This window comes from Pseudomonas sp. 22490, assembly GCF_052044465.1.
GTDB classification, from domain to species: Bacteria; Pseudomonadota; Gammaproteobacteria; order Pseudomonadales; family Pseudomonadaceae; genus Pseudomonas; species Pseudomonas aeruginosa.
In genome coordinates this window covers 51,812-77,044 of sequence record NZ_JBQENS010000027.1, presented here as the reverse complement: position 1 = coordinate 77,044, position 25,233 = coordinate 51,812, and the positions used below count along the sequence as shown (strand labels likewise).

Sequence of the window (25,233 nt, the reverse complement as noted above, 5' to 3'; positions counted from 1 at the left end):
GCTTCAGTCGCCGCTTTCGGTGAACTTCTCCAGGTACAGCCGCAGATGCTCCAGGGAGTGCTCGCGCAGCCACTGGCGGACCGCCTCGACCATCGGCGGAGGCCCGCACAGGTAGAGGTCGAAAGCTTCGTCGCGCAAGCGGGCGGCGTCGAAATGCTCGTGCAGGTAGCCGCGCCGGCCATCCCAGTCGGCGTCCGCCTCGCTGAGCACCGGGATGAAGCGGAAGCCGGGAAGCCGCTCGGCGTAGCCGGCGATCCGTTGCAATTCGCAGAGATCGGCGGCGCGGCGTACCCCGTAGTAGAGATGCACCGGCCGCTCGCAACCGCGCTCGGCCAGTTCGTCGAGCATGCCGAGGAACGCCGACAGGCCGGTGCCGCCGGCCACCAGCAGCAACGGGCGCTCCACCTGGCGCAGGTAGAAGGTGCCCAGCGGCGCCTCGAAGCGGATCTCGTCGCCGACCCGGCACCCTTGGCGCAGGTAGTCGCTCATGGCGCCGCCCGGGAGCAGGCGGATGAGGAATTGCAGGTGGTTCTGCGGATTCGGCCGGTTGGCGAAGGAGTAGGCGCGCCGGCAGTCGCTGCCGGGTACTTGCAGGCGCGCGTACTGGCCGGGCAGGAAGTCCAGCTGGCGGCCCGCGGCGCCGGCGTCGAGGCGGAGCAGCGCGGTGTCCTCGGAGAGCAGGCGCAGTTCGCGCACCACGCCGCTGTGCGCCTGGGCCGCGGCGGCATGGCAGAGGGTCGAGGCGAAGTCGAAGTAGAAGGCCGCGTCGGAGCGCACCCGGGTCTGGCAGGCGAGCACCTTGCGCTGCTCCAGGTCGGCGGCGGAGAGGGTGTCCTCGTCGGCGTAGTCCAGGCTGTAGCTGCCCGCCTCGCAGCGGCCCATGCAGGTGCCGCAGACCCCTTCGCGGCAGTCCAGCGGCAGGTTGATGCCGTGGCGCAGGGCGGCGTCGAGGAGCAGGTCGTCGTGGCCGACGGGCAGGAACAGGGTCTTGCCGTCGGCGAAGCTGAGGGCGACTTTGTGATTCATCGTGACGGGTCCCGCCGTTCAGAGGTGGTAGAAGTCGAGGACCGAGTCGATCCGGTCGTTGAGCAGGACGATGTGCTTGCGCGCGATCAGCCAGGCCTCTCCATGGGGTTTCAGGCGGTAGGTGGCATGGCCGAAGAAGCTGCCGGTCTGGTCCAGGCGCTGGAACAGGGTCTGCCAGTTGACCCGCACTCGCAGCAGGCCTTCGCCTTCCTCGGCGATGCGCACGTTGCCGATCTGGTGCAGGGTGCGCGGCATCGGCACGGTGGACGCGGCCTTGCCGGTGCGGATACGGAACACCCGGTCTTCCAGGCCGGCACGGCTGGGGTAGTAGATCAGCGACATCTCGCGCTTCGGATCGCGGGTGTAGCGCTGCTCGGACTCCCACTGCGGCAGGTGGAACTCGCACTGTTCGTCGAACTGCGCGAGGTAGCCGTCCCAGTCCTGGGCATCGCAGAGTTCGGCGTGGCGGTAGAGGAACTGTTCGACGCGGTACTGCAGTCCGGCGTTCATGGGGTCACCTCCTTCGCGCGCAGGGCCAGGCGCTCCAGGCCGTTGAGGAGGAAGCGCCGCCAATGCGCGTGCTGGTTGACGTAGAGGCCTTCGTGGGTGATCTCGGTGCCGGTCAGCAGCGGCGCGATACCCAGCGCCTGGCTGTTCGGCGTCGCGCCTTCGAGCCACTTGCCGTGGCCGCGGGAGATGTCGCTCCAGCGCTCCAGGCGGGCCTGGAAGCCACGCTGGGCTTCGCGGAACTCCACCAGGTCGTCGGGCGTGCCCATCCCGGAGACGTTGAAGAAGTCCTCGAACTGGCGGATCCGGTTCTCCCGGTCGGCGTCCGACTCGCCCTTGACGCCGATGCACTGGCTGACGATCTCGGTACGGTTCCAGGCCAGCGGGCGGACGATGCGCAGCTGCGAGCTGATCTGGTCGATGACGAACAGGCTGGGGTAGAGATTGAGGTTGCGCAGGCGATGCATCATCCACTCGGCGCGGGCCTGGCCGTATTCCGCCACCAGCCGCGGCATCACGCTGGCGTAGCCGGGGCGTACGGCGGGGTTGGGCATCTCGCTGAAGAGCACGCTGTGGCCGTTGGCGAAGGAGAACCAGCCGTCGTCGGTGGCCGCGTCGCCGGCGCCGAGCTTGCTGTAGTCGAGGGTGGCGGCCACGCCGCCGCGCTCGGCCTCGACCTGCTGGCGGTGCTGCACGGTGGCTACGTAGTTGTAGTGCACTGTGCTGACGTGATAGCCGTCCAGGCCATTCTCGTTCTGCAGCTTCCAGTTGCCTTCGTAGGTGTAGGTGGAGGTGCCGGGCAACACTTCCAGCTCGCCGCTGGGAGACTGCGCCACCAGCATGTCGAGGAACACCCGGGCGTCGCCGAGGAAGTCCACCAGGTCGTCCTCGCCGGCGACGTCCAGGCTGACGAAGACGAAGCCCCTGTAGCTCTGGATGCGCGCTTTCTTCAGGCCGCGGGTGGCCTTGTCGAAGCCTTCCGGGTATTCGCCCGGCGCCTTGACCTTCACCAGCCGGCCGTCGTTCTTGTAGCACCAGGCATGGAACGGACAGGTGAAGGTCGACTGGTTGCCCTTGCCGACCCGCACCAGGGTCGCGCCGCGATGCTGGCAGGCGTTGACCAGCGCGTGCAACTGGCCGTTGCCGTCGCGGGTGACGATCAGCGGCTGGCGTCCGGCGCGCAGGGTGACGAAGTCATGGGGCCTGGCCAGTTCGCTCTCGTGGCAGGCGTAGATCCAGTTCTTCTCGAAGATCAGCTCCATCTCCAGGTCGAACAGCTCCGGTTCGGTGAACATGTCCCGGGCGATGCGGAAGATGCCTTCCTCGGGACGGAAGTCGAGACAGCCGCCGACATAGTCGCGCCACTGTTCCAGGCTTCTGCGGGTAGCGTTCATGCGTTCTCACCCTTGTGCGTTGTCGTTATGGGTGAGCCATTCAACGGCCACGAGCGGGGGCGGGCTATCCGCTTAGTCGACGATGCGCATCCCGAAAATGTGCGGCCGCCGAGGAGCGGCCGAGGGCCTCGCGGAGGGCTCGTTCCGGGTTCGAGCGGCGCTTGCGGCGGACGCTTTGTCCGGAAAGTCGGCGAACGCTATCCGGATAGTGGAGGATGCGGGGAGCCGGCCTTGCGCCGGCATATGCCTTGCATTTTGCTGAAAACAGAGCGCCAGCAGAGCGCACCCCCAGCCTTGCCGTGTCGAGTGCCGAACCATGATGAGGACCCATCCCGTCGCCGATCGTGGCGATCTCCATGCCGACCACCTGGACCTGGCCGCCGCCCGTTCCTGGATGTCGAAGGTCTGCGGGCCGCACCGGCTCGAAGCGGCGAGCCCGGGACTGGTGCAGTTCGAGCACCACGGCAACGTGCTGAAGTCGATGTGCACCACCCTTGGCTACATCGGCTACGGTACCGACGTCACCATCACCGTCGAGGATGCCGCGGCGTTCAACGCCTACAGCCTGAGCCTGCCGCTCAGCGGCGAGCAGGAGCTGTGCCGGGGCGGGCTGCGCCTGCTCTCCGACGTCCGCCGCGGGGTGATCATCGCGCCCAACGAGCGCCAGGAGCTGAGCATCGCCGGGGACTGCCGCAAGCTGCAGGTGGTGATCGGCCGCACGGCGATGCGCAAGGTCCTGGAGGAGATGTTGCAGCGGCCGATCGATACGCCCTTGCGCTTCGATCCGGAGATGGATGCCCTGGATGGCGCCTCCGCGTCCTGGTGGCGCACCGTGCGGCACATCAGCGAGGAGATGGCGCGCAGCGAACTCTACGCCCAGGCGTTTTTCAGCAGCGACCTGGAACGCGCGCTGATCAAGGGACTGATCCTGGCCCAGCCGAACAACTACAGCGAGGCCCTGCAGCAGGGCCTTGGCGGGCGCCCGCCGCACTACCTGCTGCGCGCCCGCGAGTTTCTCCAGGCCAACGCCCGCGAGACCCTGAGCCTGGAGGACGTGGAACGCGCCGCCGGGGTCTCGCGGTTCAAGCTGTTCGAGGGCTTCCGTCGCTACTTCGGGGTGTCGCCGATGAGCTACCTGAAGCACTACCGGCTCGCCGCGGTGCGCGAGGAAATCCTCGCCAGCGGCGGCGCCCGCAGCATCTCGACGATCGCCCTGGGCTGGGGCTTCAGCCACCTCGGACGCTTCTCCGTGGACTACCGCAAGCGCTTCGAGGAAACCCCGAGCATGACCCAGCGCCGCGCTGCGCGGCGCTCCTGAGAGGGCGTTCAGGCGTCCTCGCGGCCGATCAGCGCCAGGCAGCGCCGCAGGTGCGGGGAGCCGTCGCCCTGGCGCCGGCTGACGATGATCGGCGAGGTCAGGGAGGCGTCGGCCAGGGCCTGGTAGGCGACGTCGTCGCGGTGCTGCAACTGCACCGAGGCCGGCACCAGGGTCGCGCCGAGTCCGGCGGCGACCAGGCCGATGGCGGTCTGCATCTCGTTGGCCCATTGCGTCACGCGCAGGCTCAGGCCGTGGGTGGCGAACAGCGCCAGCACGTGGTCGGCGTAGCTCGGCCGCGGCTGGCCGGGGTAGAGCACGAACGGCTCGCGCGACAGGCGCTCCAGGCTCAGCGGCTGGCCGAGCAACGTGTGCCCGGCGGGCAGGGCGGCGACCAGCGGCTCTTCGCTGAGCACGCTCTGGCGGATCGCCGGGTCGTCGATGCGGATGCGTCCGAAACCGATGTCGATACGCCCGCTCTTCAGCGCCTCGACCTGTTGCAGGGTGGTCATCTCCAGCAGGCCCAGCTCCAGCTCCGGGTCGCCGCGCAGGTGGCGGATCAGCTCCGGCAGCACGCCATACAGCGCCGAGGGCACGAAGCCGATGCCGAACCACTGGCGCTGGCCCTGGCCGATCCGCCGGGTGCTGTCGCAGATGCTTTCCAGTTGGTCCAGGAGCGTCGCGCTCTGTTCGTGGAAGAAGCGCCCGGCTTCGGTCAGGCGCAGCGGCCGGCCGCGCTCCAGCAGGGCCACCCCGAGCATTTCCTCGAGTTGCTGGATCTGCCGGCTCAGCGGTGGCTGGGCGATGTGCAACTGCTCGGCGGCGCGGGTGAAGTTGAGGGTCCGGGCCAGCGCCTGGAAGTAGCGCAGGTGACGAAGCTCCATGATACCTCCAGGGTATGGTTCGAGAGGAAGATGATATTGGACCCCAGTGAAGAAGGCGATGGATGCTTGGCCGAAACGACGGCGAAACCCGCTCGGTATCGAGCGAGCCTTGAGCAGCGAACCGTCGAAAACCCGACCGCAACCCTGGTGGACCCCCGAGAATGAGCCAAGCCGTGATCCAAAGCCTCGAGTCGATCATCGTCGACCTGCCGACCATCCGCCCGCACAAGCTGGCCATGCACACCATGAACCGGCAGACCCTGGTGATCCTCCGCCTGCGTTGCAGCGACGGCATCGAGGGCCTCGGCGAAGCCACCACCATCGGTGGCCTGGCCTACGGCAGCGAGAGCCCGGAGAGCATCAAGAGCAATCTCGACGCGCATTTCGCCCCGTTGCTGCTGGGCCAGCCGGCGGACAACGTGAATGCCGCGATGCAGCGCCTGGACCGACACATCAGGGGCAACACCTTCGCCCGCTCGGCGGTCGAGACCGCCTTGCTCGACGCCCATGGCAAGCGCCTCGGCCTGGCCGTCAGCGAACTGCTCGGCGGCCGCCTGCACGACAGCCTGGAGGTGGCCTGGACCCTGGCCAGCGGCGACACCGGCCGCGACATCGAGGAAGCCGAGCGGATGCTCGACCTGCGCCGCCACCGGCATTTCAAGCTGAAGATCGGCGCCGGTGAGGTGGATGCCGACGTGGCCCACGCGATCGCCATCAAGCGCGCCCTCGGCGAGCGCGCCAGCGTGCGGGTGGACGTCAACCAGGCCTGGGACGAAGGCGTTGCCCAGCGTGCCTGCGCGACGCTCGGCGACAACGGCATCGCCCTGATCGAACAGCCCATCGCCCGCCACAACCGCGTCGGCCTGGCGCGCCTGAGCAGCCGCGGCGGCGCGCCGATCATGGCCGACGAGGCCATCGAGAGCGTCGAGGATGCCTTCCACCTGGCTCGCGAGGGCGCCGCCCCGGTGTTCGCTCTGAAGATCGCCAAGAACGGCGGACCGCGCGCGGTGCTGCGTAGCGCGGCGATCGCCGAGGCGGCCGGGATTGGCCTGTACGGCGGGACCATGCTCGAGGGCGGCATCGGCACCCTGGCCGCCGCCCACGCCTTCGTCACCCTCGACCGCCTGGCCTGGCACAGCGAACTGTTCGGCCCGTTGCTGCTGACCGAGGACATCCTCCTCGAGTCGCCGCGCTACCAGGATTTCAACTTGCACGTGCCGCGTGCGCCGGGTCTCGGCCTGGCGCTCGACGAGGAGCGCCTGGCGCGCTTCCGCCGGCGCTGAAGCCGTCCCGCAGACAGAGGAGAAACGACCGATGCTGTTCCACGTGAAGATGACCGTGAAGTTGCCCGTCGACATGGACCCGCAACAGGCCGAGCGGCTCAAGGCCGAGGAGAAGGAAATGGCCCAGCGCCTCCAGCGCGAGGGCAGCTGGCGGCACCTCTGGCGGATCGCCGGGCACTACGCCAACTACAGCCTGTTCGACCTGCCCAGCGTCGAGGCGCTGCACGACACCCTGACCCGGTTGCCGCTGTTTCCCTACATGGACATCGAGATCGACGGGCTTTGCCGGCATCCCTCGTCGATCCATGCCGACGACCGCTGAGATTCCCTTCCCACGCCCGACAACAACAAGCAGAGGCAAACGCCATGACCGTGAAGATTTCCCAGACTGCCGATGTCCAGCGCTTCTTCGAAGAGGCCAGCGGCCAGCTCAACGAACGCGGCGATCCGCGCACCAAGGCCCTGGTGCGGCGCATCCTCGACGACACGGCGAAGCTGATCGAAGAGATGCAGGTCACGCCCGACGAATTCTGGAAAGCGGTGGACTACCTGAACCGCCTGGGCAGCCGCCAGGAAGCCGGCCTGCTGGCCGCCGGGCTGGGCCTGGAGCATTACCTGGACCTGCTGCTCGACGCCCAGGACGCCGAGGCCGGCCTCACCGGCGGCACGCCGCGCACCATCGAAGGGCCGCTGTACGTCGCCGGCGCGCCGCTGAGCGATGGCGAGGCACGGATGGACGACGGCCGCGACGCCGGCACCGTGATGTTCCTCCAGGGCCGCGTCAGCGGTCCCGACGGCCAGCCGCTGGCCGGGGCCATCGTCGATGTCTGGCACGCCAATACCCAAGGCACCTATTCCTACTTCGACAGCAGCCAGTCCGAATACAACCTGCGCCGGCGCATCCGCACCGACGCCGACGGCCGCTACCGTGCGCGCAGCGTCGTGCCGTCCGGCTACGGTTGCCCGAGCGACGGCCCGACCCAGGAACTGCTCGACCGCCTCGGCCGCCACGGCCAGCGGCCGGCGCACATTCACTTCTTCGTCTCGGCGCCCGGCCATCGCCACCTGACCACCCAGATCAACCTGGCGGGCGACCGCTACCTGTGGGACGACTTCGCCTATGCCACCCGCGATGGGCTGATCGGCGACCTGCGCTTCAACGACGACCCCGCCGCGGCCCGCGACCGCGGCGTGGAGGGCGGACGCTTCGCCGAACTGGATTTCGACTTCCAGCTCCAGTCCAGCCCGGCGCCCGCCGCCGAGCGCCGCAGCCAGCGGCCGCGGGCATTGCAGGAGTAAGGCGGGAAACGGGGAGGGCGGCTGGTCGCTGGCGACCATGCCGCCTTCTTCCGCCAGGCGCGACGGCGGATAAAAAAAGGCGCCATGACTGGCGCCTCAGGACTTGTCCAAAGGAGCAACCCAAAAAGGACAAGTGTATTGCTCGGTGAAAGGCTGCTCAGCCGTTGCCGTTCTTGCGCTCGGCGCATTTGCTGCGGTCGGTCTTCTGCGCTTGCGCTTCCAGTTGTTGCTTCTGCAGGCGCTTTTCGCGCAGTTCTTTCTGCGCGGCGCGGAATTCGGCGTTGTACTGCCAGGAGCGTTCGCTGCCGTCCTGGGCCTGGGCAGTGGCGGCGCCGGTCGCCAGCAGGGCGGCCAGCAGCATCGGGATGATCTTCATGGCAAACCTCTCGGGTTGGCTCGTCGCCGGGGCGAGGTATTCGTCCCGTTTGAGCAAAGAGTAAGAGCGGACGGATTACCCGAGGGTGAGTGGAAAATTACGTTTCCGATAACTTCGGCGATGCTCCGTTGCATGGCGGAGGAGTCTGCGCGAAGCGCATTAAGTGCGAATTAAGATTGCGGAAAAGTAATCCCCGCCTCATGTCTGCGTCATTTCCCCGGTTCCAGAATCAGCCCCACGGTCAATGCCGGTTGCGGCAGGACTGCGCGGGGGCGCGATCGACCAGAAGTTCACGCACAGCCAGCGCCGCAAGGCATGGCCGCAGAAGAAAAACAGACATGAACCGATCTGGAGCAATCGCCATGCAAGGGGATGGAAAGAAACGACTGTGGACGCTTCCACTGCTGCTGGGCGCCGGACTGATGGCCTCGGCCGTCGCCGAGGAGAACGCCGAGCGGAGCAAGGAAGGTTTCATCGAGGGCAGCGAGGTCAACCTGCTGCTGCGCAACTTCTACTTCAACCGCGACTTCCGCAAGGGCCAATCGAGCCCGGCGGGCGGCGGCTACACCGAGGAGTGGGTGCAGGGCTTCATGGCCAACTTTTCCTCGGGCTTCACCCAGGGCACGCTGGGCGTCGGCATCGACGCCTTCGCCCAGCTCGGCGTGCGCCTGGACAGCGGCGGCGGGCGTTCCGGCGCCGGCGGTAGCGTCGACCTGCTGCCCTATGACGACCAGGGGAGGCCGCAGGTCGACTATTCGCGAGCCGGCGGCGCGGTCAAGCTGCGCTGGTATGGCACCGTGCTGCGGGTCGGCGACGTGTTCCCGGAAACCCCGGTAATCCAGTACGGCAACAGCCGGCTGTTCCCCTCCAGCTTCCGTGGCTTCACCCTGGTCAACGACAGCCTGGCGAAGGGCCTGACCCTGCAGGCCGGCAAGCTGAACTCGATGACCCAACCGAACAGCACCAGCGGCAGCGACGACTTCTACAGCTTCTACACCGGCCGGCGCATCGACTCGCCGTGGGTCGCCTACGCCGGCGGCGACTACCAGGCCACCGAACACTGGAGCGTCAGCCTCTACGGCAGCCGCCAGAAGGACGCCTGGGACCAGTACTACGCCGGCACCAGCTTCAACTATCCGCTGGACGACAAGCTGTCCCTGCTCGGCGGCGCCAACTACTACAAGGTCAAGGACCAGGGCAGGCAGGTGATGGGCGAACTCGACAACGACATCTGGAGCGTGCGCGGCGGCTTCGCCTACGGTCCGCACCAGGTGCTGCTGTCGTACCAGCGCAACAACGGCGACGACGACTTCGACTACCTGCGCCAGACCGACTCCATCTACCTGGACAACTCGATCCAGTACAGCGACTTCAACTCGCCCAAGGAACGCTCGCTGATGCTCCGCTACGACCTCGACATGGCCGCCTTCGGCGTGCCGGGGCTGAGCTTCATGACCCGCTATGGCAAGGGCTGGGACGCCGATTATTCGAATGCCAACAGCGTCTACATGCGCACCGACGCCAACGGCAACCCGCTGACCAACCAGGGCCGCTGGGAACGCGACGTGGAGGTCAAGTACGTGGTGCAGGGTGGCGCGGCCAAGGACCTGGCGTTCCGCGTGCGCCAGGCCACCGTGCGCTCCGACAGCTTCGAGTCGGACCTCGACGAAGTCCGCCTGATCGTCGAATACCCGCTGCAAGTCCTCTGAAGGCGCGCCGCCGCCCCGTCCGGGGCGGCGCTCTGCGACAGCCCGTTGCTGGCGGCTGCGCGGCGGCGCTGCTACTTTCCTCTGGGTAGGCGGGCCGAAGGGCGGTTCCTGGCCGGGCATGGCTTCGACCTGCCGGTGGGCGCCGCGACCCGAACCTCGGCCACGCCATTCCACCCATGCCGCCCGGGCACCGGCGTGCCCGTGGCAGCCCAGGCTACGGGCGCCGCGTAGCCAGCCAAGCGGGAGTCGACATGGCCTCGTGGACCTTGGTGGACGCCAGTGCGATCGCTGTCCGCCATCCCTACACCTTCTACAAACCGGACGCGGAGACCATCGACCGGGTCGCCGCCGGGGAAAGCGTCAAGCTGATCTTCGCCTTCGATACCGACAACCCCGATGCGCCGCGCGCCGAGCGGCTCTGGGTGACGGTCGAGGGCATCGAGGCGGATGGCGCCTTCAGCGGCCGCCTGGACAACTATCCGCAATACATCCGCGACCTGTCGCTGGGCGAGCGCATCGTCTTCGAGGCGCGGCACATCATCAACACCGAGCACGACCCGCGGGAAACGCCGATCTCGCGCTATGCCCGGCGCTGCTTCGTGACGCGCCGGGTGATAGACGAGGGGAAGGCGGTCGGCTACCTCTACCGCGAGGCGCCGGAAGAGGAAAACGACAGCGGCTGGCGACTGATGGCCGGCGACGAGTCGGACGACTACATGAATACCGCCGGGACCACCGCCTACGTCAGCCTGGGCTCGGTGCTGAACGCCGACGACAGCATCCTGCCGCTGCTCGACGCGCCGCCGGGACGGGCGTTCGAGCGGCTGGCCGACGGTTCCTTCATCGAGGTGCAGGGACCGGAGGGTTGAGCCTCAGCCTGGCAGCTCGGCGAGGAAGCGCTCCAGGCGCTCGGCCAGGGCCAGGTAGTCGTCGGGACTGCGGTTGCTGCCCATCTTTCCCGACCTGACCCGCCTGGCGTCGCTGCGCTCGCGCTCGGCGCGGCTGGCGAGGGCCAGACGCAGGGCGCTGGCCCTCGCCGGCGACTCCTCCAGCAGCGGTCGCGCCATGATCCGCGCGGCGTCGGCGTCGCCGTATTGCAGGGCGAGGAGCACCGTATTCGGGTCGGAGATCGCGCCGAGCCGCAACAGGCGTTCGGCCAGGACCGCATCGAGGTGCGCGGCGCCAATCTGCAGGCTGTCCTGGTGCACCGCGACGCCCTGGTCGAGCAGCCATCCGGCGGCCTCCAGGCGCCCGCGGGCGAGGCAGGCCTCCAGCACACCGCCGCGTCCGCGCAAGGTTTCGGCGAAGTCGCAGCCGGCATCGCGCAGGCGTTGCAGCAGGTCGATGTCGCCGTCTTGCGCAGCTTCGGCCAGGGCCAGTTGACGCAGCCTTGGCTCGGCGGCCAGGCTGCCGTCGGCGAGGGCCGGCCGCCAGTCGAGGATGCGCTGGCGCAGCAGGACTTCCAGGCGGCCCTTCAGCGCCTTGCCGGGCTCCCCGGCGGCCTCCAGGGCGTCCAGCGCTTCCAGTAGCTCGTCGGCCACGCCGCAGGCGTTCTCGGCATCGAACGGATCCTGTTCGAAGGACAGCAGGCGGAACAGCCCGCCGACGTCGTCGGCCAGGCGCGTCACCGAATCCTGGTGCAGGCGTCCGGCCCAGGCCGGCGGCAGGCCGTGGCTCCAGGCGATTACCGCGCCATGCTCGGGGCCGGGTTCGACGCAGACGTAGAGCCGCTCCAGGTACTCGAAGCCACCGAACGGCAGGTAGGCCAGCTTGCCGTTCCAGTCGCGGCCTTCTTCTGCCGCGGCTTCCGCCGCCAGCTCGCGCTCGTGTTCGATCCAGCCCCAGAGGTCGTGGTAGCCGTCGCTGTCCGGATAGAACAGTTCGCTGAAAGAGAACGGGTGGCGGTGGCCGTCGTAGTCGACTTCCAGGTCATAGCCGAGGCGCCCGCCGAAACAGGTGCGCCAGAGGCGCAGCAGGTCTTCTGGAATCGGTCCGGCCAGGCCTTCGGCAAGACGCTGGACGTGTTCGGCGGACACCGGCGGTTGGGCGTCGTACACCACGCAGCCGTCGAACACGGCCAGGCGATGGGCCAGCAGGAGTTGGCGTTCGGCGGGGGAGAGTTCCATTCTCTGTGGTCCTGTCGATTCGGGGCGGCCACTCTAGCACGGCGAGGGTGCGCGTTCCGCAACGCCTTGGCTATCATGCGCGGCTTTCCATCCGCCCTGGCCGGAGTCCGTCGAACCATGCACACCTTGCAGCAACTGCGCAGCGGCGAACTGGCCGGCGCCACGCGCCTGGACCTGTCCTGCGGCCTGCGCGAGTTCCCCCGGGAAATCTTCGAGCTGGCCGACTCCCTGGAGGTGCTCAACCTCAGCGGCAACGCCCTGGACAGTCTGCCGGACGACCTCGGGCGGCTGCATCGTCTCAAGGTGCTGTTCTGTTCCGCCAACGACTTCGACGAATTGCCGGCGGCGGTGGGGGACTGTCCGGCGCTGAGCATGGTCGGCTTCAAGTCCAACCGCATCGAGCGGGTGCCGGCCGCGGCCCTGCCGCCAGCGCTGCGCTGGCTGATCCTCACCGACAACCGGATTGCCACGCTGCCCGAGGAATTGGGCCGCCGGCCGTTGCAGAAGCTGATGCTGGCCGGCAACCGCCTGGAGGCCTTGCCCGAGAGCATGGCCGCTTGCGAAGGCCTGGAACTGCTGCGGATCGCCGCCAACCGTTTCCAGCGCCTGCCGGCCTGGCTGGCGACGCTGCCGCGCCTGGCCTGGCTGGCCTACGCCGGCAACCCGTTGTGCCGTCTGCCGGCGCTGGCCGACAGCGGCATCGCTGCGCTGGACTGGAGCGAGCTGAGCCTGGACGGTTTGATCGGCGAAGGAGCCTCCGGGGTCATCCATCGCGCCGGCTGGCACCAGCCGGACGGCTCGACGCGCACGGTGGCGCTGAAGCTGTTCAAGGGCGAAGTGACCAGCGATGGCACCCCCGCCAGCGAGATGGCCGCCTGCCTGACGGCGGGGCGCCATGCGCAATTGATCGAGGTGCTCGGCCAGCTCGCCGGGCATCCGCAAGGGCGCGACGGGCTGGTGCTGGAGCTGCTCGACGACGCCTATCGCAACCTGGCGGGGCCGCCGAGCCTGGAGTCCTGTACCCGCGACGTCTATCCGCCGGGACTGCGCTTCGAGCTGGCCACGGCGCTGCACCTGGCGGCCTCGCTCGCCGCGTTGATGGCCCATCTGCATGGACGCGGCATCAGCCATGGCGACTTCTATGCGCATAACATCCTCTGGCGCGAGGATGGCGCCTGCCTGCTGGGCGATTTCGGCGCCGCGTCCTTTCTCCCGGACGACGCCGTGCTCGCCGGCGCCCTGCGGCGCCTGGAAGTACGTGCCTTCGCCTGCCTGCTGGAAGAGTTGCTCGAGCGCAGCGAGGCGCCGCCGGGGCAGGCCTCGCTACGTGCGGCGCTGGTCGAGTTGCAGCGACGTTGCGCGCTGCCACGGGTGAGCGAGCGGCCGGACTTCGGCGAGATCCAGGCGATCTTGCGCGACCTTGCCGCTCGCAGCCAGGCGTTTCCTCAAGTTCGATGAATTTGTCCGAAATTGACCGCAGGCTGATAAATATCAACGTAGTTCTAGCGGGCTTGGAGCTAGACTGACAAGTATGTCAGGAACGCGGCCAACGAGGGTAAACATGGATTCCTACGGCGTCACTTTCGCAATCATCGTGCTGGGCATGCTCTTCATCGGCACGGGTTTCACCAAGCGCGACACGCCGTTTGGCCTGTTCCTCATGTGGGTCGGGGTGATCTGCATGCTGGCCATCATCAGCTACCGCATCTATATCGCCACCCATTACTGAAGCGCCACCCGCGCCTGCAATGGCGGGCGCGGAGGTCCGCCGCTCAGTCGCGCGTCTCGCCCATGGCCCGGGCATAGCCGGACGGGGCGAAGCGCAGGGTCACCAGCAACATCGCCACCACGCTCGCCGCGAGCAGCAGCCAGGAGGCCTGGAAGCTGCCGGTGGCGTCGCGCAGCCAGCCGGTCAGGTAGGGCACGATGCCGGTGATGATGAAGCCGATGCCCTGCACGAAGGCCGCCAGGCTTCCCGCCGCACGCGGCTCGTGGAGGTGGTCGAGGGTCAGGGTCAGGCTGAGGGCGAAGCAGGCGCCCAGGCCGTAGCCGATCAACGCCACCCACAGCGCCGCGTGCTGCAGCGGCATCGACAGCAGGCCGCAGAAGCCGCCGAGCTGGACCAGCAGCGCGGCCAGCAGCCAGGGCCGGCGGTCGAGGCGGCGGCGAATCAGCAGCGGCACGCTGAGCGCGGCGAGCACCTGGAAGATGGTCATGATCCCGACCAGCCCGCCGCTGTCCTGGGCGCTCCAGCCGAGCTGGCGGTAGTACACCGGCAACCAGGCCACCATGCTGGTGTAGCCGCCGTTGATCAGCCCGAAATACACCGCCAGCAGCCAGCCACGGCGATTGCCGAAGAAGTGCCGGACCGGCCCCTCGCCAGCGCTCGGCAGCACCTCCCTTGGCCGCGCGAACATCCACAGCAGCAGCGCCAGCAGGGCCGGTACGGCCCAGGCGCCGAGGCCGGCCTGCCAGTTGGAGAAGTGTTCGGCGATCCGCGGGCTGAGCACCGCCGCGGTTCCGCCGCCGGCCATCAGCGAGGCCGAGTAGAGGCCCATCGCCGCCGGGACCCGCCTCGGGAACCAGCGCTTGACCACGCCCGGTACCAGCGCCTGGATGATCGCCACGCCGCTGCCGGCCAGCGCGGCGCTGGCGATCAGCGCCAGCCCGCTATCCAGTTCCAGGCGCCAGAGGCAGGCTGCGGCGATGGCCAGCAGTCCGCAGACGATGCCGCGGTGCTCGGCCAGCCAGCGCCCGAGCCAGGGCAGGAACAGCGCCACCAGGCCCATGCAGAGCACCGGCAACACCGTCAGCAGCGACGCGCCCTGGAAGCCGAGACCGGTGCCGGCGGTGATTTCCTCGAGCAGCGGGCCGATGCCGGTGAGGATCGGTCGCAGGTTGATGCCGAGGCAGAAGATCACCAGCAGGCCGACCCAACTGACCTCCGCCGCGCCGACGCCGGTGGCGGCCTGGCCGCCGGAAGGGATTCGCGCGCTCATGCCTGGCGTTGCCGCCATTGCCGGTACAGACCCTCTTCGCCGGCAGGACGCAGGGCGCGTAGCGGCAGGCTTTGCCGCTGTGGCGGGCGCGCCATCTCGGCGTAGAGCGTGGCCGTGGACAGGCCGAACGGTTCGCCGTCCTCGTTGGAATAGGCGAACCAGGCCGCCTGGATGCCGCAGAGATGCATGGCGGCCAGACACATCGGGCAGGGATGGCCGCTGGCGTAGATCACACAACCGTCCAGACGCGGGCTGCCGAGCGCCTGACTGGCCTGGCGGATCGCCTGCAGTTCGGCGTGGGCGCTGGGATCGTGGGTCTCGTGGATCTGGTTGACGCCGCGGGCCAGGACCCGCCCGTCGCGCACCAGCACGGCGCCGAACGGGCGGCCGCCGGCCTCGACGTTGGCGCGGGCGAGGGCGATGGCCTCGCGCATGAAGGTTTCATCGGACATGTCTTTCTCCTTCGCTTTCATTGGGCGCCGGCGGCCAGCAGCAGCCGCTCGATCCCGCCCTGGCCGCGCTGGCGGGCGTGGGCCAGCGGGCTGACGCCGTCGGCATCGGCCAGGTTGACGTCGGCGCCGGCGTCGATCAGCAGGCGCACGATCTCCTGGTGGCGCGGACCACCGTCACTCAGCAGGATCGCCTCGAGCAGCCCGGTCCAGCCGAGCTTGTTGACATGGTTGGGATCGACCCCGGCTTGCAGCAGCGTCTTCACCACTTCCACATGGCCGCGTTCGCAGGCCGGGATCAGCGCGGTGCCGCCATAGCGGTTGGTACTCTTCAGGTCGGCGCCGTGGAGCAGGGTCAGGCGCAGGATTTCCAGGCGGCCCTCGGCGCCGGCCAGCAGATACGGGCTGTCGAGCCGGCTGTTCTGCCGGTTGACGTCGGCGCCGGCCTCGATCAACTGGCGCGCCACCGCCAGGTGGTCGTTGGCGGTGGCCAGCAGCAGCGGGGTGCTACCGTCGGCGCTGGGCGCGTCGACCTCGACCTTGCGTTCGAGCAGGCTGGCGACCTGCGCGGTATCGCCGCGACGCGCGGCTTCGAGCAATGCTCCGGCGTCGCTCGCGCCGGCGCCTCCGCTGAATGCTGCGCAGACCAGCATGGCTCCGCTCCTGCATAGATTGGCCAGGGACATGTCGATGGGCTCCGATAGGCGTTGGCGAAAAGTATGGCGTCGATGTCATGTATGCTGAAATTAAATGATGTAATGCCTTTCAGTGGGAGTGTGCATGCTCGATCTGGTCCTGCTCCGTACCTTCGTCAGCGTTGTCGACACCGGCAACTTCACCCGCGCCGGCGAACACCTGCACCTGACCCAGTCCACCGTCAGCCAGCAGGTCATCCGCCTCGAACAGAACCTCGGTTGCCGCCTGCTCGACCGCAGCCAGCGGCAGGTTTTGCCGACCGAGGAAGGCGAGCGTCTGCTTGGCTACGCGCGGCGCCTGCTGCGGCTCTCGGACGAGGCCAGCGAGGCCCTCAGCCCGGCCCATGGCGACGGCGTGCTGCGCCTCGGCGTGCCGGAAGACCTCGCCGGCGAAGTGCTGATGCCGGTGCTGACGCGCTTCACCGAAGAGCGTCCGCGACTGCGCCTGGAGGTCGAGAGCGGTCTCAGCCATCACCTGCTGCGCCTCTATCGCAGCGGCGAGCTGGACCTGCTGCTGGTCAAGCAGTGGGGGGCCGACAGCGACTGCCATGCACGCTGGGCCGAGCCGCTGGGCTGGTTCGGCAGCGCCACGCGGCCGTTCGGCGAGGGTTCGCCGGAGGAGCCGGTGCCGCTGGTGGTGTTCCCGGTCGGCGCGCTGTATCGCCAGGAGATGATCCATGCCCTGGAGAGCATCGGGCGTCGCTGGCGCATCGGCTATTCCAGCGCCAGCCTGGCCAGCCTGGTGGCCGCGGTCGGCGCCGGACTGGGGGTCAGCCTGCTGCCGCTGGGCTGCGTCGGGCCCGAGCATCGCCTGCTTGGCGCGCAGGCCGGCTTCCCGCCCATTGCTGGCCTGGAGCTGGCGCTCTACGCGCGGCCCGAGCTGGACAGCGCCGGGCGCACCCTCCGCGACCGCCTGCGCGACCTCTGCGATGCACGCCTGGAAGGGTTGCAGGGCGAGCGCTGAGCGCTGTCTCCGGGCTATGATCCGGCTCCCTCAGCGAATGGACACGGAAGCCCGCCACATGTCCCGACCCACCCTGCAAGTCGACCTGCTGGTCGAGTCCTTCAATTACAAGGCCTGGTCCGACCGCCGCACCCTCGATGCCATCGCCCGGATCGACGCCGAGGCGTTCCCGGCCTCGCTGGCCTTCGCCTTGCAACAGCTCAATCACATGGCGATCGTCGAGGAACTGTTCAGGGCGCGCCTGCTGGGCGAGCCGGCGCCCCACCAACAGACCAACAGCGAGGTGGTGCCTGGCTACGACGTCCTGCGTCGCCGGCTGGAGGATTCGGCCGCCTGGTTCGCCGGCTATGTCGCCGAGCTGCCGCTGGAGCGTCGCGGCGAATGGCTGCGCTTCCGCTTCGCCGATGGCCGCGACGGCGGCATGACGCGCCAGGAGATCCTCTTCCATATCGTCAACCATGGCACCTACCATCGCGGCGCCATCGGTCATGCCCTCGACCTGGCGGGCGCGCCCCGGCCGGCGGATACCTACACCCTGTATATCCACTCCGCGCAGCCGGAGCGGCGGGAATAGCCCGCGGCAATGGCCGCCGAGCCTCTACGCCATCGCCGAGAAACGACGTGGGGCTCGACCGAGCCCCCGCGCTGCGCATAAAAAATGTCCGCTGTCAAGCCTATTGTGCGCCCGGACAGCAACGCTAAAGGCTATATAGGGCAATGAGTTAGGCTAAATCCCAGCCGTCACGCGCACTTGGTGCCTTGCGTGCCAAGTGCCACATAGGTGCATCGCGACAGCAAGCCTGAGAGCACTGCAGCGGAGGGGTGAGGTCATAACCCACTCACTTTTCGCCCGCTATCATATGCCCACATCCCTTCGTTGGTCGCCAAATGCGAAAGCGCAGCCATCGGCTGCGCTTTCGGGTGCGGCGGGCGAACTTTGTGCCGCTACTAGCTTGGTTTCTGAGGTGGCGACTTTGGGAAGCCTTTACTCCTGAATCCTCAATTCCCGCCATGAAGGCTTCCAGCATGCGCGGAATCAGCGTTGCCGCATCGACCATCTCACCATAGGTCTACGCATGCAGCTCAGTGTTGCAATCCGGTCTCAGGCTTTGATCGTCTGGCGAGTGGATGCGCCCTGAGCCGCATTCGACACTATTTCCCACTGCTCCCATTCAGCCAGACGCGCAGCGTAGGCTGCACGGGCACGGGACATCCCCTCGGTGCCGAGGAAGAAGCGCAGCGGTGGCTGGGCTGCATCGACGATTTGCAGCACGGCTTGTGCTGTCGCCTGTGGTTCGCCGAAGTCGATGTGAGCGCTCTGCGCAAATATCTGCTGACGCAGCGCTGTGTAGTCTTCCAGCTCTTCGGATATCTGCAATGACATTGGGCTTGAAAAGTCAGTCGCATAGGCGCCAGGCTCGATCAGAGTTACCTTAATTCCGAAGGCGGCAACTTCCTGTGCCAAGCTGTCATGTAGCGCTTCCAACGCCCACTTGGAGGCGTTGTAAAAACCTGTCATAGCGCCAGCCACGATGCCCGCGACGCTGGAGACGCCGAGAATGTGCCCGCTTTTCTGATTACGCAGGATCGGCAATGCCGCCTGGATGACCCGCAGTGCTCCGAAGAAGTTGGTCTCGAACTCGGCCTTCACGTCCTCCGGCCGGGCTTCTTCAATCGCACCGACGAGAGCATAACCGGCATTGTTCAGCACCACGTCGAGTTGACCGAAATGCCGGTGCGCTTGGGCGACTGCATCTCTGACCTGCTGTACATCGGTCACGTCCAAAACAAGAGGCAGAACCCGATCGCCATGGCGTTCGACGAGCCCATTCAGCGCATTCGTCTTCCTGGCCGTCGCGACGACCTTGTCACCTCGATCCAGGGCTGCCTCGGCCCACACACGCCCGAATCCGCGCGCAGCACCCGTGATGAACCACACTTTTGATGTCATCTTTGATACCTCTATGTTGTTTGGAAAAAATGCCTCGTTGGCAAGTCAGCGGGTCTGGCTAAGAATGATTCGGTCGAACATTCGGTCACCGAGCCACACGCGCATACGGATCAGCATCTTGGCGAACTTGCCGACCGCATAGCGCGTTCGTGGATTGCTGCTGGCGACAGCCTTGGCGACAACGTCTGCAATCACGCTTGGATCACTGCCCGTGCCGTGGCCGTAGGTCTGCTTGATCGACTTGGCGACCATTTTCACCATCCGGCCATAGGGGCCATCGACCGAACGCTTGACGATGCTTTCGGTGGCTCCATCGCCGAAACCCGTTTCGATCACGCCCGGCTCAACAATCACGACCTTGATGCCGAACTCCACAAGTTCCAGGCGTAGACAGTCCGACCAACCTTCCAGCGCATGCTTAGTCGCGTGATACCAGGCGCCCAGGGCGCTATACATCTTCCCGCCCATCGAAGTGATGTTGACGATGTACCCGGAACGTTTGGCGCGCATTGCCGGTAGCAGCAACTGGGTGAGTCGCGCCGCGCCGAATACATTCACTTCGAACTGGTAGCGCGCTTCGTCGATGCCGATTTCTTCCACCGGTCCGTACAGACCAAAGCCCGCGTTGTTGACCAGCACGTCCACACCACCCGTCTGGGCAAGGATGGTGTCAACGCCTGCGACAATCTCCTGATCGTTCGAGACGTCTATGCGCAAGGGCTGGGCACCCAGCTTGGCCAGATCAGACATCTTGTCGACGCTACGCGCAGCTACGTAGACTTGATAGCCATCCTGGATCAGTCGCTTGGCGATAGCCTTGCCCATGCCCGATGATGCGCCGGTGACCAGGGCGGTTTTCTTTCCTTTAATGAACATGGTGAACCTCGTCTGTTTGGATGGAGCCTATTTTCCGGATACAGCAGATAAGCTCACATGCAATACGCGCCAGAAGCCCCTCCTTTTGCGCCACCGGTTACAACCTTGACATTCGAGTCCCACGCTCCGCTATGTGCCACTGCACTGCATACCGTTATCCCCTGAAATGGAAGCAGGTCCTGCCTTCTCCCTCTGCTCGCGGGGACGGTGCCGGTTTCAATGGGCTCCCTGTAGATAGCCTCTCAGCGCCTTGAGCGTTCCGTAGGGTGTGTCCACCACGGTCTGGTTGGCCAGCCAGTTGGGAATGGAGCCGCCGGGGGACGCATGCATCTGGTAAGTAACGCTCACGCCGTCAGCACTGGGCACCAGCTTCCACTGGCCGTTCGCCTGAGGAATGCGCACCTTGCCTTCACGCAACGGCACGTAGTTGGGAACAGCCTCTACCCTGATGGTGACCGTGCCATCTCCAGCCTTCGAATAGGTGAAGTGGTAGACGCCGTCGCGATTGGATACCGGCCAGGGGGCCTTGTTGTCCAGATAGTGAAATTGCTCGGTGTCGGTAGCCTTAAGCAGTTCCGAGGCAGCCACATCCGGCATCCACTTGCGGAAGGCGTCAGCGTCCCGCAACACTTTGACCACGTCGTCAGGAGTCGCCTTCAGTTGAGTCTCGCCTCGGAATTCGCGCAGGGGCGAGCCCTCGACATTGCGCACATAGACCTTGATGCCTTCGGCATCCTTGGCTAGCGACCATGCCTCCTGTGCGAACGATGATTGACCCATGAGCAGGCCGACCGCCACGGTGGCGGAAAATACGTAGTGTTGGATATTCATGCAGAGCCTCGTCGTGTAGTGATAACACGATGACTTTAGAGGCGAGACTGCAGCAGTCCACTAGCATTACGCGCCACTGATGCGACGATCGGCGCCAACAAGTTTTGGGGCGTCAAGGCGCCGTGAAAGAAACCTGTCTCAGCGCTCGCCGCCGATTCTGGCGAGCACGTTGGAAGCCAGCACGACTACCCCGTTGGCGGTGGGCACGGTCTTGACCAGCGACTGGGCGACGGCCCTTGCACGCACCGGCCGATAGGTGCCGGGCAGGATGGGCGCCAGCAGTTTTGCAATCGGGATCGCGATCAACTCACCGATGCGTGTAGGCTGCTGCAGGCCGTCGCGGTAGTCCAGCAACAGCGAGGGCTGTGCGATCACCAACGCCGTCAGATTCATCGCCTTGAGGGCATCCTCCAACTCACCCTTGACGCGGTTGTAGAACACGGAGGACTTCGCATTCGCCGCCGCCGCGCTCACCAACCCGACCCGCCGGGCTCCCGCTGCATATGCAGCTTGAGCGACCGCCAAGTTGGCCTCCAGATCGGCGGCGCGAAACGCAGCTTGACTGCCCGCCACCTTGATCGTCGTGCCGATCGCCAGATAAACCTCGTCGACCTGCGGTAACACGGGCAAGCACCTGAAATCGACGATGTGAACCTGAAGCTTAGGGTGGCTGACACCCAAGGGCCGACGACTCACGACATGCACTTCCGAGACCGTCCGGTCTGCCAGCAGGGCCTGAAGCATCAGGCCTCCCACCAGTCCCGTGGCGCCGGCCAGCAGCACTTTTCGTTGATCTACCAGTATGGACAAGGTGTGCTCCTCCTCAATTCAGGCGCATGGCTTGACGGGCGCTGTCAGGCGTCTGCCCGGTCCAATCTAGGAATGCGCGATAAAAGGAATTGGGGTCTTCAAAGCCGAGCAAGAAGGCAATCTCTCCACCCGACATCGTGGTGTTTCCCAAATAGTGGCGCGCTAGGCTCTCGCGGGTAGCATTGACCAGGGTGCGAAAGTTCTCCCCCTCTTCTTCAAGACGACGCTGCAAAGTTCGCTTGCTCATGCCCAAGCGCTCAGCCGTCTTCTCAATGGTGGCCGAATTGCTTGGTAGTAGCTCCAGTAAGACGGCTCGCACGCGTTCCGCCGTCGTCGCAGCCGCATCGAGTTCGCTGAGCCTGCGGCGAAGATCAAGTTCGAACACGCGCCACATGCCTTCGTTGGCCGTAAGAAAGGGACGCAAGATGTCCGCTGCGGCGAACGTTATGCTTGGGTTCTCCCCGTGTTGCACGGGGGCGCCGAAGAAGTTCTCGTAACGCCTGGCATAGGCGCTGGGCGGAAGTTTCGGGAGTACAACCCGAAGCGCCTTGATGGGCTCGCGGGTCGCGAGTCTGGCTAATCGCAAAAAAAACGCGATCTCGGCAACTTGCAGCGAAAACGGCACATCGGTCTGTACCGACAGCCAGCGAGGTGACACGGTCAGTTCACCCGCCTTACCCACATCCACCTCCAGGCTCATGGGAGCCACGAGTTGCTTGTACTTGGCGAGGCGTTGTACCGCCTGCATCAAATTTGCACTGCACAAGGCTGCGAACAGGGGCGGATCAAAAGACTCGGCCGAGACCGTTTCGACGATGCGCAAGGGAAACATGACATCACCGGCCTCAGCCTCCAAGGCGCGCCAGAAACGGAAATAGTCTTCTGTGGAGAGTCCATGTCTTCCGCGGGAAAGCAAGTCTTCAGGAAGCCCGGCCCGACGCAACACATGACTAGGCTGAAGGCCAAAGTCCTTCAGCAAAGCTTGCCAGCCGATATCCACCGGAAAAGTTTTGTTTTGCATCACTTGAACTCCATCGTCATTCAAGGGAGCGCTATACCTCCCCATTCAAACCACACTCGGAGTATAGAGAGGTTGGGCGATTTTGTTAATTCAAAATGCGCCACAGCATCTGCAAACAGCGCCATTGTCGATGGTTGCGTTAGGCAGCAACGAGCAACCGAAAAATTGAGGTCAGCTACGTACTAATTTTCGCTGGCGCGGTTTGCATTATTGATGACGCCCATGGCTGGCTCATGTCTTGGTCTCGAACCATAAGCTTCCAGCAGTGGCCCAGGTACAGCGCATGCCTGGTGATGAGAAGCAGGCATTTTGAGATCTGAGGCAGACATGACTGATATCGATTTTCAATGCACCAAATGCGGTGAATGCTGCCGTGGATTCAGACTTCCGCTATCCGTCGAGGAAGCGGTGCATTGGCTACAAGACGGAAACTCAGTTGATATTCTTTGCGAAGCCATACCGTGGGTTGATGAACCTCCACCCTCAAATCTTGTTGCGGCATTCAAACGCGAACGATCATTCTCTGCGACTTCAGGAACGATGCCGATTCGCGTCATCGTGACGCTAGCGGCCCCGTTGGGAAGCGGCTGTCCTAATCTTTCCGAGGACAATCGGTGCAGAATCTATGAAAGACGCCCTGGAACTTGTCGAACGTACCCCGCCGAAGTTAACCCGTTCATCGAACTTGCGCCAAAGCAGCGCCGCTGCCCGCCAGAGGCTTGGCAACATGGGGGAGAGCCACTGATTCGAGAAGGCGCCTACGTCAACCCAGAACTAATTGCCCTCATCAGAAGCAAATTGACTCAGCCGATCCTCAATGCGCCAATACTTGAAGAACTATGTAGAAAGCTAGGGGTGGGTGTAGCGGCAATGGCGAATGAGGGATATGCGGCACATTCGCCTACCATCGCTGATCTACTGATGGCTTTGGCGTCTGAAAAGGTGCCACCATCTTCAGAATCAGATTGGACTTTCATTTCAAACAATGCCGAAACCGTTGAGGCAATAATTTCGTGCGGTGCCAGATGCATTTGCGAACCCAATTTCGACTCAGCGGGATTCACGTACCTAAGCCTATTTGATAAACCGACAACTTGAACCCAACTTCGCCAGCGGTAAGGGAGCCAAACGGGAGATTCCCCGTTGCCGCCCAACTTCACCCCAAGTAATTTGACTACCTCGTATCGTCACAGCGAGTTGTCGCTCCTACCGTTGCTACTTCTGTCTAAATCCCCGGTCTCGTGCCATGAAAGCCTCCAGCATGTACGGGATCAGCGTTGCCGCATCGACCGTCTCGCCATAGGTCTGCGCGTGTAGCGCGGCATAGCGGTCGAGGTCGGCCTTGAGTTCGACCGGGCACACGAAGGTCAGCTTGACGCTCTCGGTCTTGGGCAGCGGCCCCAGCCGCAGCTTGCGTGTCGCGCTCATTGTGAAGTCCCCCGATTGAAGAACAACGGCTGATAAGGGCGCAGCACCAGATCCCGGTTGACAATGATGCGTACCGGCAGGCCGGGCCGTTCCGTCAACGTAGGCTGGATATTGAGGTTTCGTCGGGTCATTTCTTGGCCGACCTGATTCACGCTGTCCTGTAAGCTGTTGCGCCCAGCGTTGATGACTCGATCACCGTTCTGGCGGTTCTCCGGCGCGGCCAGCTCCGCGCCCACGCCCAGCAGCGTCGTCAGCGCCGCTCCGGCAAAGATGCGATCCCAATGCCAATCGACGCCATCCTCCAGACCGGAGTTGCCAGCCGGGTCGGCGCCGGCCAGGTTGTCCAACGTCAGCGAGGACGTATCGGGCAGGATGACCCGGTTCCACACCACCTGCACCCGGCTTTGCCCGTAGCTCACTTGGCTGTTGTAGCGGCCGAGGATGCGCGAACCCTGCGGGATCAGTACAAACTTGCCCGTGGCCGTGTCGTAGACCGGCTCCGTCACCGTGGCGATCACGTCGCCCGGCAGGTCGGACTTAATGCCTGTGACTAGCGCGCCGGCGATTACTGTCCCGGCCATGACCTGATAGGGAGAAGCTGGCATTTTCAGATTCCCGGAATTGCGGGTTTCCGTAGGTCCGGCTTTCAGGAACGCCTCTTTCTGGTCCTGCCGGTTCTGCACGGCGGTCGGATCGGCCGGCTGCGCCGCAGTCGAGGCTGGCCCGGCAGCCATCGGATCGAAGCCCGCAAGACCAGACGCCGGAGTGGCAGTAGCCACCTGCGTCGGCACGGCAGCGGCGCGCTGGTTGCTGGAACGGAAGAACACCGACGCCCCCGCCGCCGCTTCCGCTTCTTTGCGCTGCGCATCGTGCTCGGCGTTAGCTGGAGCGTGGCCCGGCGGCGTATAGGTGGGTGTCGTCGGCTGCTGCGACTTCACGATGGCTGGTCCCAAGTCACCGGGCAGCGGCGGCCCCAGCTCGGGCACTTGGGGAGGCAAAGCCCGCGGCAGCTTGGAATAGTCGGTCGGAAGCTGGTCCAGTCCTTCCGAGCGTGAAACGCGATCCACGTTGTAAAGCTCGGCCTGTTCGCTTGTATTGCGCTTGCGCGGCTGCAGCGACCACATCGTGGCACCCAATACGGCTACGGCGAGGCCACCCGCCAGGATCGCCAATGTGCGCCGGTTCAGGCGCGTCACCGGACGCGGCTGGGCGCGCAGCGCCACGTTCTCTGGCGCGACTTTCGGGGCAGCGTCGGGAACGGGTATGTCCGGGATATCGTTCTGGCTCATG

General features: G+C 65.6%; 27 protein-coding genes. 11 read left to right on the top strand and 16 right to left on the bottom strand.

What is annotated here, in order from left to right; translation table 11 throughout:
• Window positions 1-3: 3 nt before the first annotated feature.
• The 3 genes from antC to antA are packed head-to-tail and all read right to left on the bottom strand — an operon-like array spanning window position 4 to window position 2,927.
• Window positions 4-1,026: an anthranilate 1,2-dioxygenase electron transfer component AntC gene (antC, locus tag ACTJJX_RS25725; RefSeq protein WP_016852830.1), complete on the bottom strand. Its 1,023-nt coding sequence runs from the start codon at window positions 1,024-1,026 to the stop codon at window positions 4-6.
• A gap of 18 nt (window positions 1,027-1,044) precedes the next feature.
• Complete coding sequence (gene antB, locus ACTJJX_RS25720) at window positions 1,045-1,536, bottom strand: anthranilate 1,2-dioxygenase small subunit (RefSeq protein WP_003116865.1); 492 nt, start codon at window positions 1,534-1,536, stop codon at window positions 1,045-1,047.
• Window positions 1,533-2,927, bottom strand: a complete 1,395-nt coding sequence (gene antA / locus ACTJJX_RS25715) for an anthranilate 1,2-dioxygenase large subunit (protein WP_016852831.1) — start codon at window positions 2,925-2,927, stop codon at window positions 1,533-1,535. Before antA ends, antB begins: the two co-directional genes overlap by 4 nt.
• Window positions 2,928-3,243: 316 nt before the next feature.
• Between antA and ACTJJX_RS25710 the strand changes: the two genes are divergently transcribed.
• Window positions 3,244-4,245: an AraC family transcriptional regulator gene (locus ACTJJX_RS25710; protein ID WP_003116868.1), complete on the top strand. Its 1,002-nt coding sequence runs from the start codon at window positions 3,244-3,246 to the stop codon at window positions 4,243-4,245.
• Between the two features lie 8 nt (window positions 4,246-4,253).
• Here the strand turns inward: ACTJJX_RS25710 and ACTJJX_RS25705 are convergent, their stop codons facing one another.
• Window positions 4,254-5,126: a LysR family transcriptional regulator gene (locus ACTJJX_RS25705; protein WP_003116869.1), complete on the bottom strand. Its 873-nt coding sequence runs from the start codon at window positions 5,124-5,126 to the stop codon at window positions 4,254-4,256.
• A gap of 161 nt (window positions 5,127-5,287) precedes the next feature.
• On the opposite strand from ACTJJX_RS25705, the gene ACTJJX_RS25700 reads away from it, so the two are divergent.
• The 3 genes from ACTJJX_RS25700 to catA are packed head-to-tail and all read left to right on the top strand — an operon-like array spanning window position 5,288 to window position 7,708.
• Window positions 5,288-6,409: a muconate cycloisomerase family protein gene (locus tag ACTJJX_RS25700; RefSeq protein ID WP_016852832.1), complete on the top strand. Its 1,122-nt coding sequence runs from the start codon at window positions 5,288-5,290 to the stop codon at window positions 6,407-6,409.
• 31 nt (window positions 6,410-6,440) lie between these two features.
• Window positions 6,441-6,731, top strand: a complete 291-nt coding sequence (gene catC / locus ACTJJX_RS25695; RefSeq protein WP_003089864.1) for a muconolactone Delta-isomerase — start codon at window positions 6,441-6,443, stop codon at window positions 6,729-6,731.
• 44 nt (window positions 6,732-6,775) lie between these two features.
• On the top strand, window positions 6,776-7,708 hold the full coding sequence (gene catA, locus ACTJJX_RS25690; protein ID WP_016852833.1) for a catechol 1,2-dioxygenase: 933 nt from the start codon (window positions 6,776-6,778) through the stop codon (window positions 7,706-7,708).
• Between the two features lie 157 nt (window positions 7,709-7,865).
• Here catA and ACTJJX_RS25685 read toward each other — a convergent pair whose 3' ends face one another.
• A complete protein-coding gene (locus ACTJJX_RS25685; protein WP_003089862.1) occupies window positions 7,866-8,084 on the bottom strand; it encodes a hypothetical protein in 219 nt (72 codons plus the stop codon).
• 362 nt (window positions 8,085-8,446) lie between these two features.
• On the opposite strand from ACTJJX_RS25685, the gene ACTJJX_RS25680 reads away from it, so the two are divergent.
• Complete coding sequence (locus ACTJJX_RS25680) at window positions 8,447-9,793, top strand: OprD family porin (RefSeq protein WP_016852834.1); 1,347 nt, start codon at window positions 8,447-8,449, stop codon at window positions 9,791-9,793.
• A gap of 251 nt (window positions 9,794-10,044) precedes the next feature.
• Window positions 10,045-10,662, top strand: a complete 618-nt coding sequence (locus ACTJJX_RS25675; RefSeq protein WP_003089860.1) for an immunity protein Imm33 domain-containing protein — start codon at window positions 10,045-10,047, stop codon at window positions 10,660-10,662.
• 3 nt (window positions 10,663-10,665) lie between these two features.
• Here ACTJJX_RS25675 and ACTJJX_RS25670 read toward each other — a convergent pair whose 3' ends face one another.
• Complete coding sequence (locus tag ACTJJX_RS25670; RefSeq protein ID WP_023082401.1) at window positions 10,666-11,919, bottom strand: SMI1/KNR4 family protein; 1,254 nt, start codon at window positions 11,917-11,919, stop codon at window positions 10,666-10,668.
• 117 nt (window positions 11,920-12,036) lie between these two features.
• Here ACTJJX_RS25670 and ACTJJX_RS25665 point away from each other — a divergent pair, with 117 nt between their 5' ends.
• Together ACTJJX_RS25665 and ACTJJX_RS25660 are read left to right on the top strand one after the other, a co-directional pair.
• Window positions 12,037-13,377 carry a leucine-rich repeat-containing protein kinase family protein gene (locus ACTJJX_RS25665; RefSeq protein WP_023082402.1) on the top strand — a complete coding sequence of 447 codons (1,341 nt, stop codon included), beginning with the start codon at window positions 12,037-12,039 and terminating at the stop codon, window positions 13,375-13,377.
• Window positions 13,378-13,480: 103 nt separating this feature from the next.
• The gene (locus ACTJJX_RS25660) at window positions 13,481-13,648 is read left to right on the top strand and encodes a hypothetical protein (RefSeq protein WP_003089849.1); all 168 of its coding nucleotides are present in this window, start codon (window positions 13,481-13,483) and stop codon (window positions 13,646-13,648) included.
• Between the two features lie 43 nt (window positions 13,649-13,691).
• On the opposite strand, the gene ACTJJX_RS25655 is transcribed toward ACTJJX_RS25660, so the two are convergent.
• From ACTJJX_RS25655 to ACTJJX_RS25645, 3 genes are read right to left on the bottom strand one after another with little or no spacing between them, the layout of a single operon-like run.
• Window positions 13,692-14,918 carry a CynX/NimT family MFS transporter gene (locus ACTJJX_RS25655; RefSeq protein ID WP_003109547.1) on the bottom strand — a complete coding sequence of 409 codons (1,227 nt, stop codon included), beginning with the start codon at window positions 14,916-14,918 and terminating at the stop codon, window positions 13,692-13,694.
• A complete protein-coding gene (locus ACTJJX_RS25650; RefSeq protein ID WP_003089844.1) occupies window positions 14,915-15,370 on the bottom strand; it encodes a nucleoside deaminase in 456 nt (151 codons plus the stop codon). The genes ACTJJX_RS25655 and ACTJJX_RS25650 overlap by 4 nt, the downstream gene beginning before the upstream one ends.
• A 17-nt stretch (window positions 15,371-15,387) precedes the next feature.
• Window positions 15,388-16,020 (bottom strand): ankyrin repeat domain-containing protein, encoded by a 633-nt coding sequence (locus tag ACTJJX_RS25645; RefSeq protein ID WP_003109549.1) that lies wholly within the window; start codon window positions 16,018-16,020, stop codon window positions 15,388-15,390.
• 127 nt (window positions 16,021-16,147) lie between these two features.
• Here ACTJJX_RS25645 and ACTJJX_RS25640 point away from each other — a divergent pair, with 127 nt between their 5' ends.
• Window positions 16,148-17,026, top strand: coding sequence for a LysR substrate-binding domain-containing protein (locus tag ACTJJX_RS25640; protein ID WP_003122653.1), 879 nt, complete (start codon window positions 16,148-16,150; stop codon window positions 17,024-17,026).
• Between the two features lie 58 nt (window positions 17,027-17,084).
• Window positions 17,085-17,600, top strand: coding sequence for a DinB family protein (locus tag ACTJJX_RS25635; protein WP_003089838.1), 516 nt, complete (start codon window positions 17,085-17,087; stop codon window positions 17,598-17,600).
• Between the two features lie 528 nt (window positions 17,601-18,128).
• Here the strand turns inward: ACTJJX_RS25635 and ACTJJX_RS25630 are convergent.
• From ACTJJX_RS25630 to ACTJJX_RS25610, 5 genes are all read right to left on the bottom strand, one after another.
• A complete protein-coding gene (locus ACTJJX_RS25630; RefSeq protein ID WP_047748467.1) occupies window positions 18,129-18,977 on the bottom strand; it encodes an SDR family NAD(P)-dependent oxidoreductase in 849 nt (282 codons plus the stop codon).
• A 45-nt stretch (window positions 18,978-19,022) separates the two neighbouring features.
• Window positions 19,023-19,853 carry an oxidoreductase gene (locus ACTJJX_RS25625; RefSeq protein WP_047748468.1) on the bottom strand — a complete coding sequence of 277 codons (831 nt, stop codon included), beginning with the start codon at window positions 19,851-19,853 and terminating at the stop codon, window positions 19,023-19,025.
• Between the two features lie 216 nt (window positions 19,854-20,069).
• Window positions 20,070-20,684 (bottom strand): START domain-containing protein, encoded by a 615-nt coding sequence (locus ACTJJX_RS25620; RefSeq protein WP_047748469.1) that lies wholly within the window; start codon window positions 20,682-20,684, stop codon window positions 20,070-20,072.
• Window positions 20,685-20,822: 138 nt separating this feature from the next.
• Window positions 20,823-21,494, bottom strand: a complete 672-nt coding sequence (locus tag ACTJJX_RS25615; protein ID WP_047748470.1) for an NAD-dependent epimerase/dehydratase family protein — start codon at window positions 21,492-21,494, stop codon at window positions 20,823-20,825.
• Window positions 21,495-21,507: 13 nt separating this feature from the next.
• Window positions 21,508-22,515, bottom strand: a complete 1,008-nt coding sequence (locus tag ACTJJX_RS25610) for an AraC family transcriptional regulator (protein WP_047748471.1) — start codon at window positions 22,513-22,515, stop codon at window positions 21,508-21,510.
• 327 nt (window positions 22,516-22,842) lie between these two features.
• Between ACTJJX_RS25610 and ACTJJX_RS25605 the strand changes: the two genes are divergently transcribed.
• The gene (locus ACTJJX_RS25605; RefSeq protein WP_072058557.1) at window positions 22,843-23,613 is read left to right on the top strand and encodes a YkgJ family cysteine cluster protein; all 771 of its coding nucleotides are present in this window, start codon (window positions 22,843-22,845) and stop codon (window positions 23,611-23,613) included.
• A gap of 117 nt (window positions 23,614-23,730) precedes the next feature.
• Here ACTJJX_RS25605 and ACTJJX_RS25600 read toward each other — a convergent pair whose 3' ends face one another.
• On the bottom strand, window positions 23,731-23,943 hold the full coding sequence (locus ACTJJX_RS25600; protein ID WP_047748472.1) for a DUF2274 domain-containing protein: 213 nt from the start codon (window positions 23,941-23,943) through the stop codon (window positions 23,731-23,733).
• On the bottom strand, window positions 23,940-25,232 hold the full coding sequence (locus tag ACTJJX_RS25595) for a TrbI/VirB10 family protein (RefSeq protein WP_047748473.1): 1,293 nt from the start codon (window positions 25,230-25,232) through the stop codon (window positions 23,940-23,942). Before ACTJJX_RS25595 ends, ACTJJX_RS25600 begins: the two co-directional genes overlap by 4 nt.
• Window position 25,233: the final 1 nt, after the last annotated feature.

Bases quoted from the DNA above. Each gene is read 5' to 3' on its own strand.
- antC (WP_016852830.1), bottom strand. From the start codon at position 1,026: ATGAATCACAAAGTCGCCCTCAGCTTCGCCGACGGCAAGACCCTGTTC.
- antB (WP_003116865.1), bottom strand. From the start codon at position 1,536: ATGAACGCCGGACTGCAGTACCGCGTCGAACAGTTCCTCTACCGCCAC.
- antA (WP_016852831.1), bottom strand. From the start codon at position 2,927: ATGAACGCTACCCGCAGAAGCCTGGAACAGTGGCGCGACTATGTCGGC.
- ACTJJX_RS25710 (WP_003116868.1), top strand. From the start codon at position 3,244: ATGATGAGGACCCATCCCGTCGCCGATCGTGGCGATCTCCATGCCGAC.
- ACTJJX_RS25705 (WP_003116869.1), bottom strand. From the start codon at position 5,126: ATGGAGCTTCGTCACCTGCGCTACTTCCAGGCGCTGGCCCGGACCCTC.
- ACTJJX_RS25700 (WP_016852832.1), top strand. From the start codon at position 5,288: ATGAGCCAAGCCGTGATCCAAAGCCTCGAGTCGATCATCGTCGACCTG.
- catC (WP_003089864.1), top strand. From the start codon at position 6,441: ATGCTGTTCCACGTGAAGATGACCGTGAAGTTGCCCGTCGACATGGAC.
- catA (WP_016852833.1), top strand. From the start codon at position 6,776: ATGACCGTGAAGATTTCCCAGACTGCCGATGTCCAGCGCTTCTTCGAA.
- ACTJJX_RS25685 (WP_003089862.1), bottom strand. From the start codon at position 8,084: ATGAAGATCATCCCGATGCTGCTGGCCGCCCTGCTGGCGACCGGCGCC.
- ACTJJX_RS25680 (WP_016852834.1), top strand. From the start codon at position 8,447: ATGCAAGGGGATGGAAAGAAACGACTGTGGACGCTTCCACTGCTGCTG.
- ACTJJX_RS25675 (WP_003089860.1), top strand. From the start codon at position 10,045: ATGGCCTCGTGGACCTTGGTGGACGCCAGTGCGATCGCTGTCCGCCAT.
- ACTJJX_RS25670 (WP_023082401.1), bottom strand. From the start codon at position 11,919: ATGGAACTCTCCCCCGCCGAACGCCAACTCCTGCTGGCCCATCGCCTG.
- ACTJJX_RS25665 (WP_023082402.1), top strand. From the start codon at position 12,037: ATGCACACCTTGCAGCAACTGCGCAGCGGCGAACTGGCCGGCGCCACG.
- ACTJJX_RS25660 (WP_003089849.1), top strand. From the start codon at position 13,481: ATGGATTCCTACGGCGTCACTTTCGCAATCATCGTGCTGGGCATGCTC.
- ACTJJX_RS25655 (WP_003109547.1), bottom strand. From the start codon at position 14,918: ATGAGCGCGCGAATCCCTTCCGGCGGCCAGGCCGCCACCGGCGTCGGC.
- ACTJJX_RS25650 (WP_003089844.1), bottom strand. From the start codon at position 15,370: ATGTCCGATGAAACCTTCATGCGCGAGGCCATCGCCCTCGCCCGCGCC.
- ACTJJX_RS25645 (WP_003109549.1), bottom strand. From the start codon at position 16,020: ATGCTGGTCTGCGCAGCATTCAGCGGAGGCGCCGGCGCGAGCGACGCC.
- ACTJJX_RS25640 (WP_003122653.1), top strand. From the start codon at position 16,148: ATGCTCGATCTGGTCCTGCTCCGTACCTTCGTCAGCGTTGTCGACACC.
- ACTJJX_RS25635 (WP_003089838.1), top strand. From the start codon at position 17,085: ATGTCCCGACCCACCCTGCAAGTCGACCTGCTGGTCGAGTCCTTCAAT.
- ACTJJX_RS25630 (WP_047748467.1), bottom strand. From the start codon at position 18,977: ATGACATCAAAAGTGTGGTTCATCACGGGTGCTGCGCGCGGATTCGGG.
- ACTJJX_RS25625 (WP_047748468.1), bottom strand. From the start codon at position 19,853: ATGTTCATTAAAGGAAAGAAAACCGCCCTGGTCACCGGCGCATCATCG.
- ACTJJX_RS25620 (WP_047748469.1), bottom strand. From the start codon at position 20,684: ATGAATATCCAACACTACGTATTTTCCGCCACCGTGGCGGTCGGCCTG.
- ACTJJX_RS25610 (WP_047748471.1), bottom strand. From the start codon at position 22,515: ATGCAAAACAAAACTTTTCCGGTGGATATCGGCTGGCAAGCTTTGCTG.
- ACTJJX_RS25605 (WP_072058557.1), top strand. From the start codon at position 22,843: ATGACTGATATCGATTTTCAATGCACCAAATGCGGTGAATGCTGCCGT.
- ACTJJX_RS25600 (WP_047748472.1), bottom strand. From the start codon at position 23,943: ATGAGCGCGACACGCAAGCTGCGGCTGGGGCCGCTGCCCAAGACCGAG.
- ACTJJX_RS25595 (WP_047748473.1), bottom strand. From the start codon at position 25,232: ATGAGCCAGAACGATATCCCGGACATACCCGTTCCCGACGCTGCCCCG.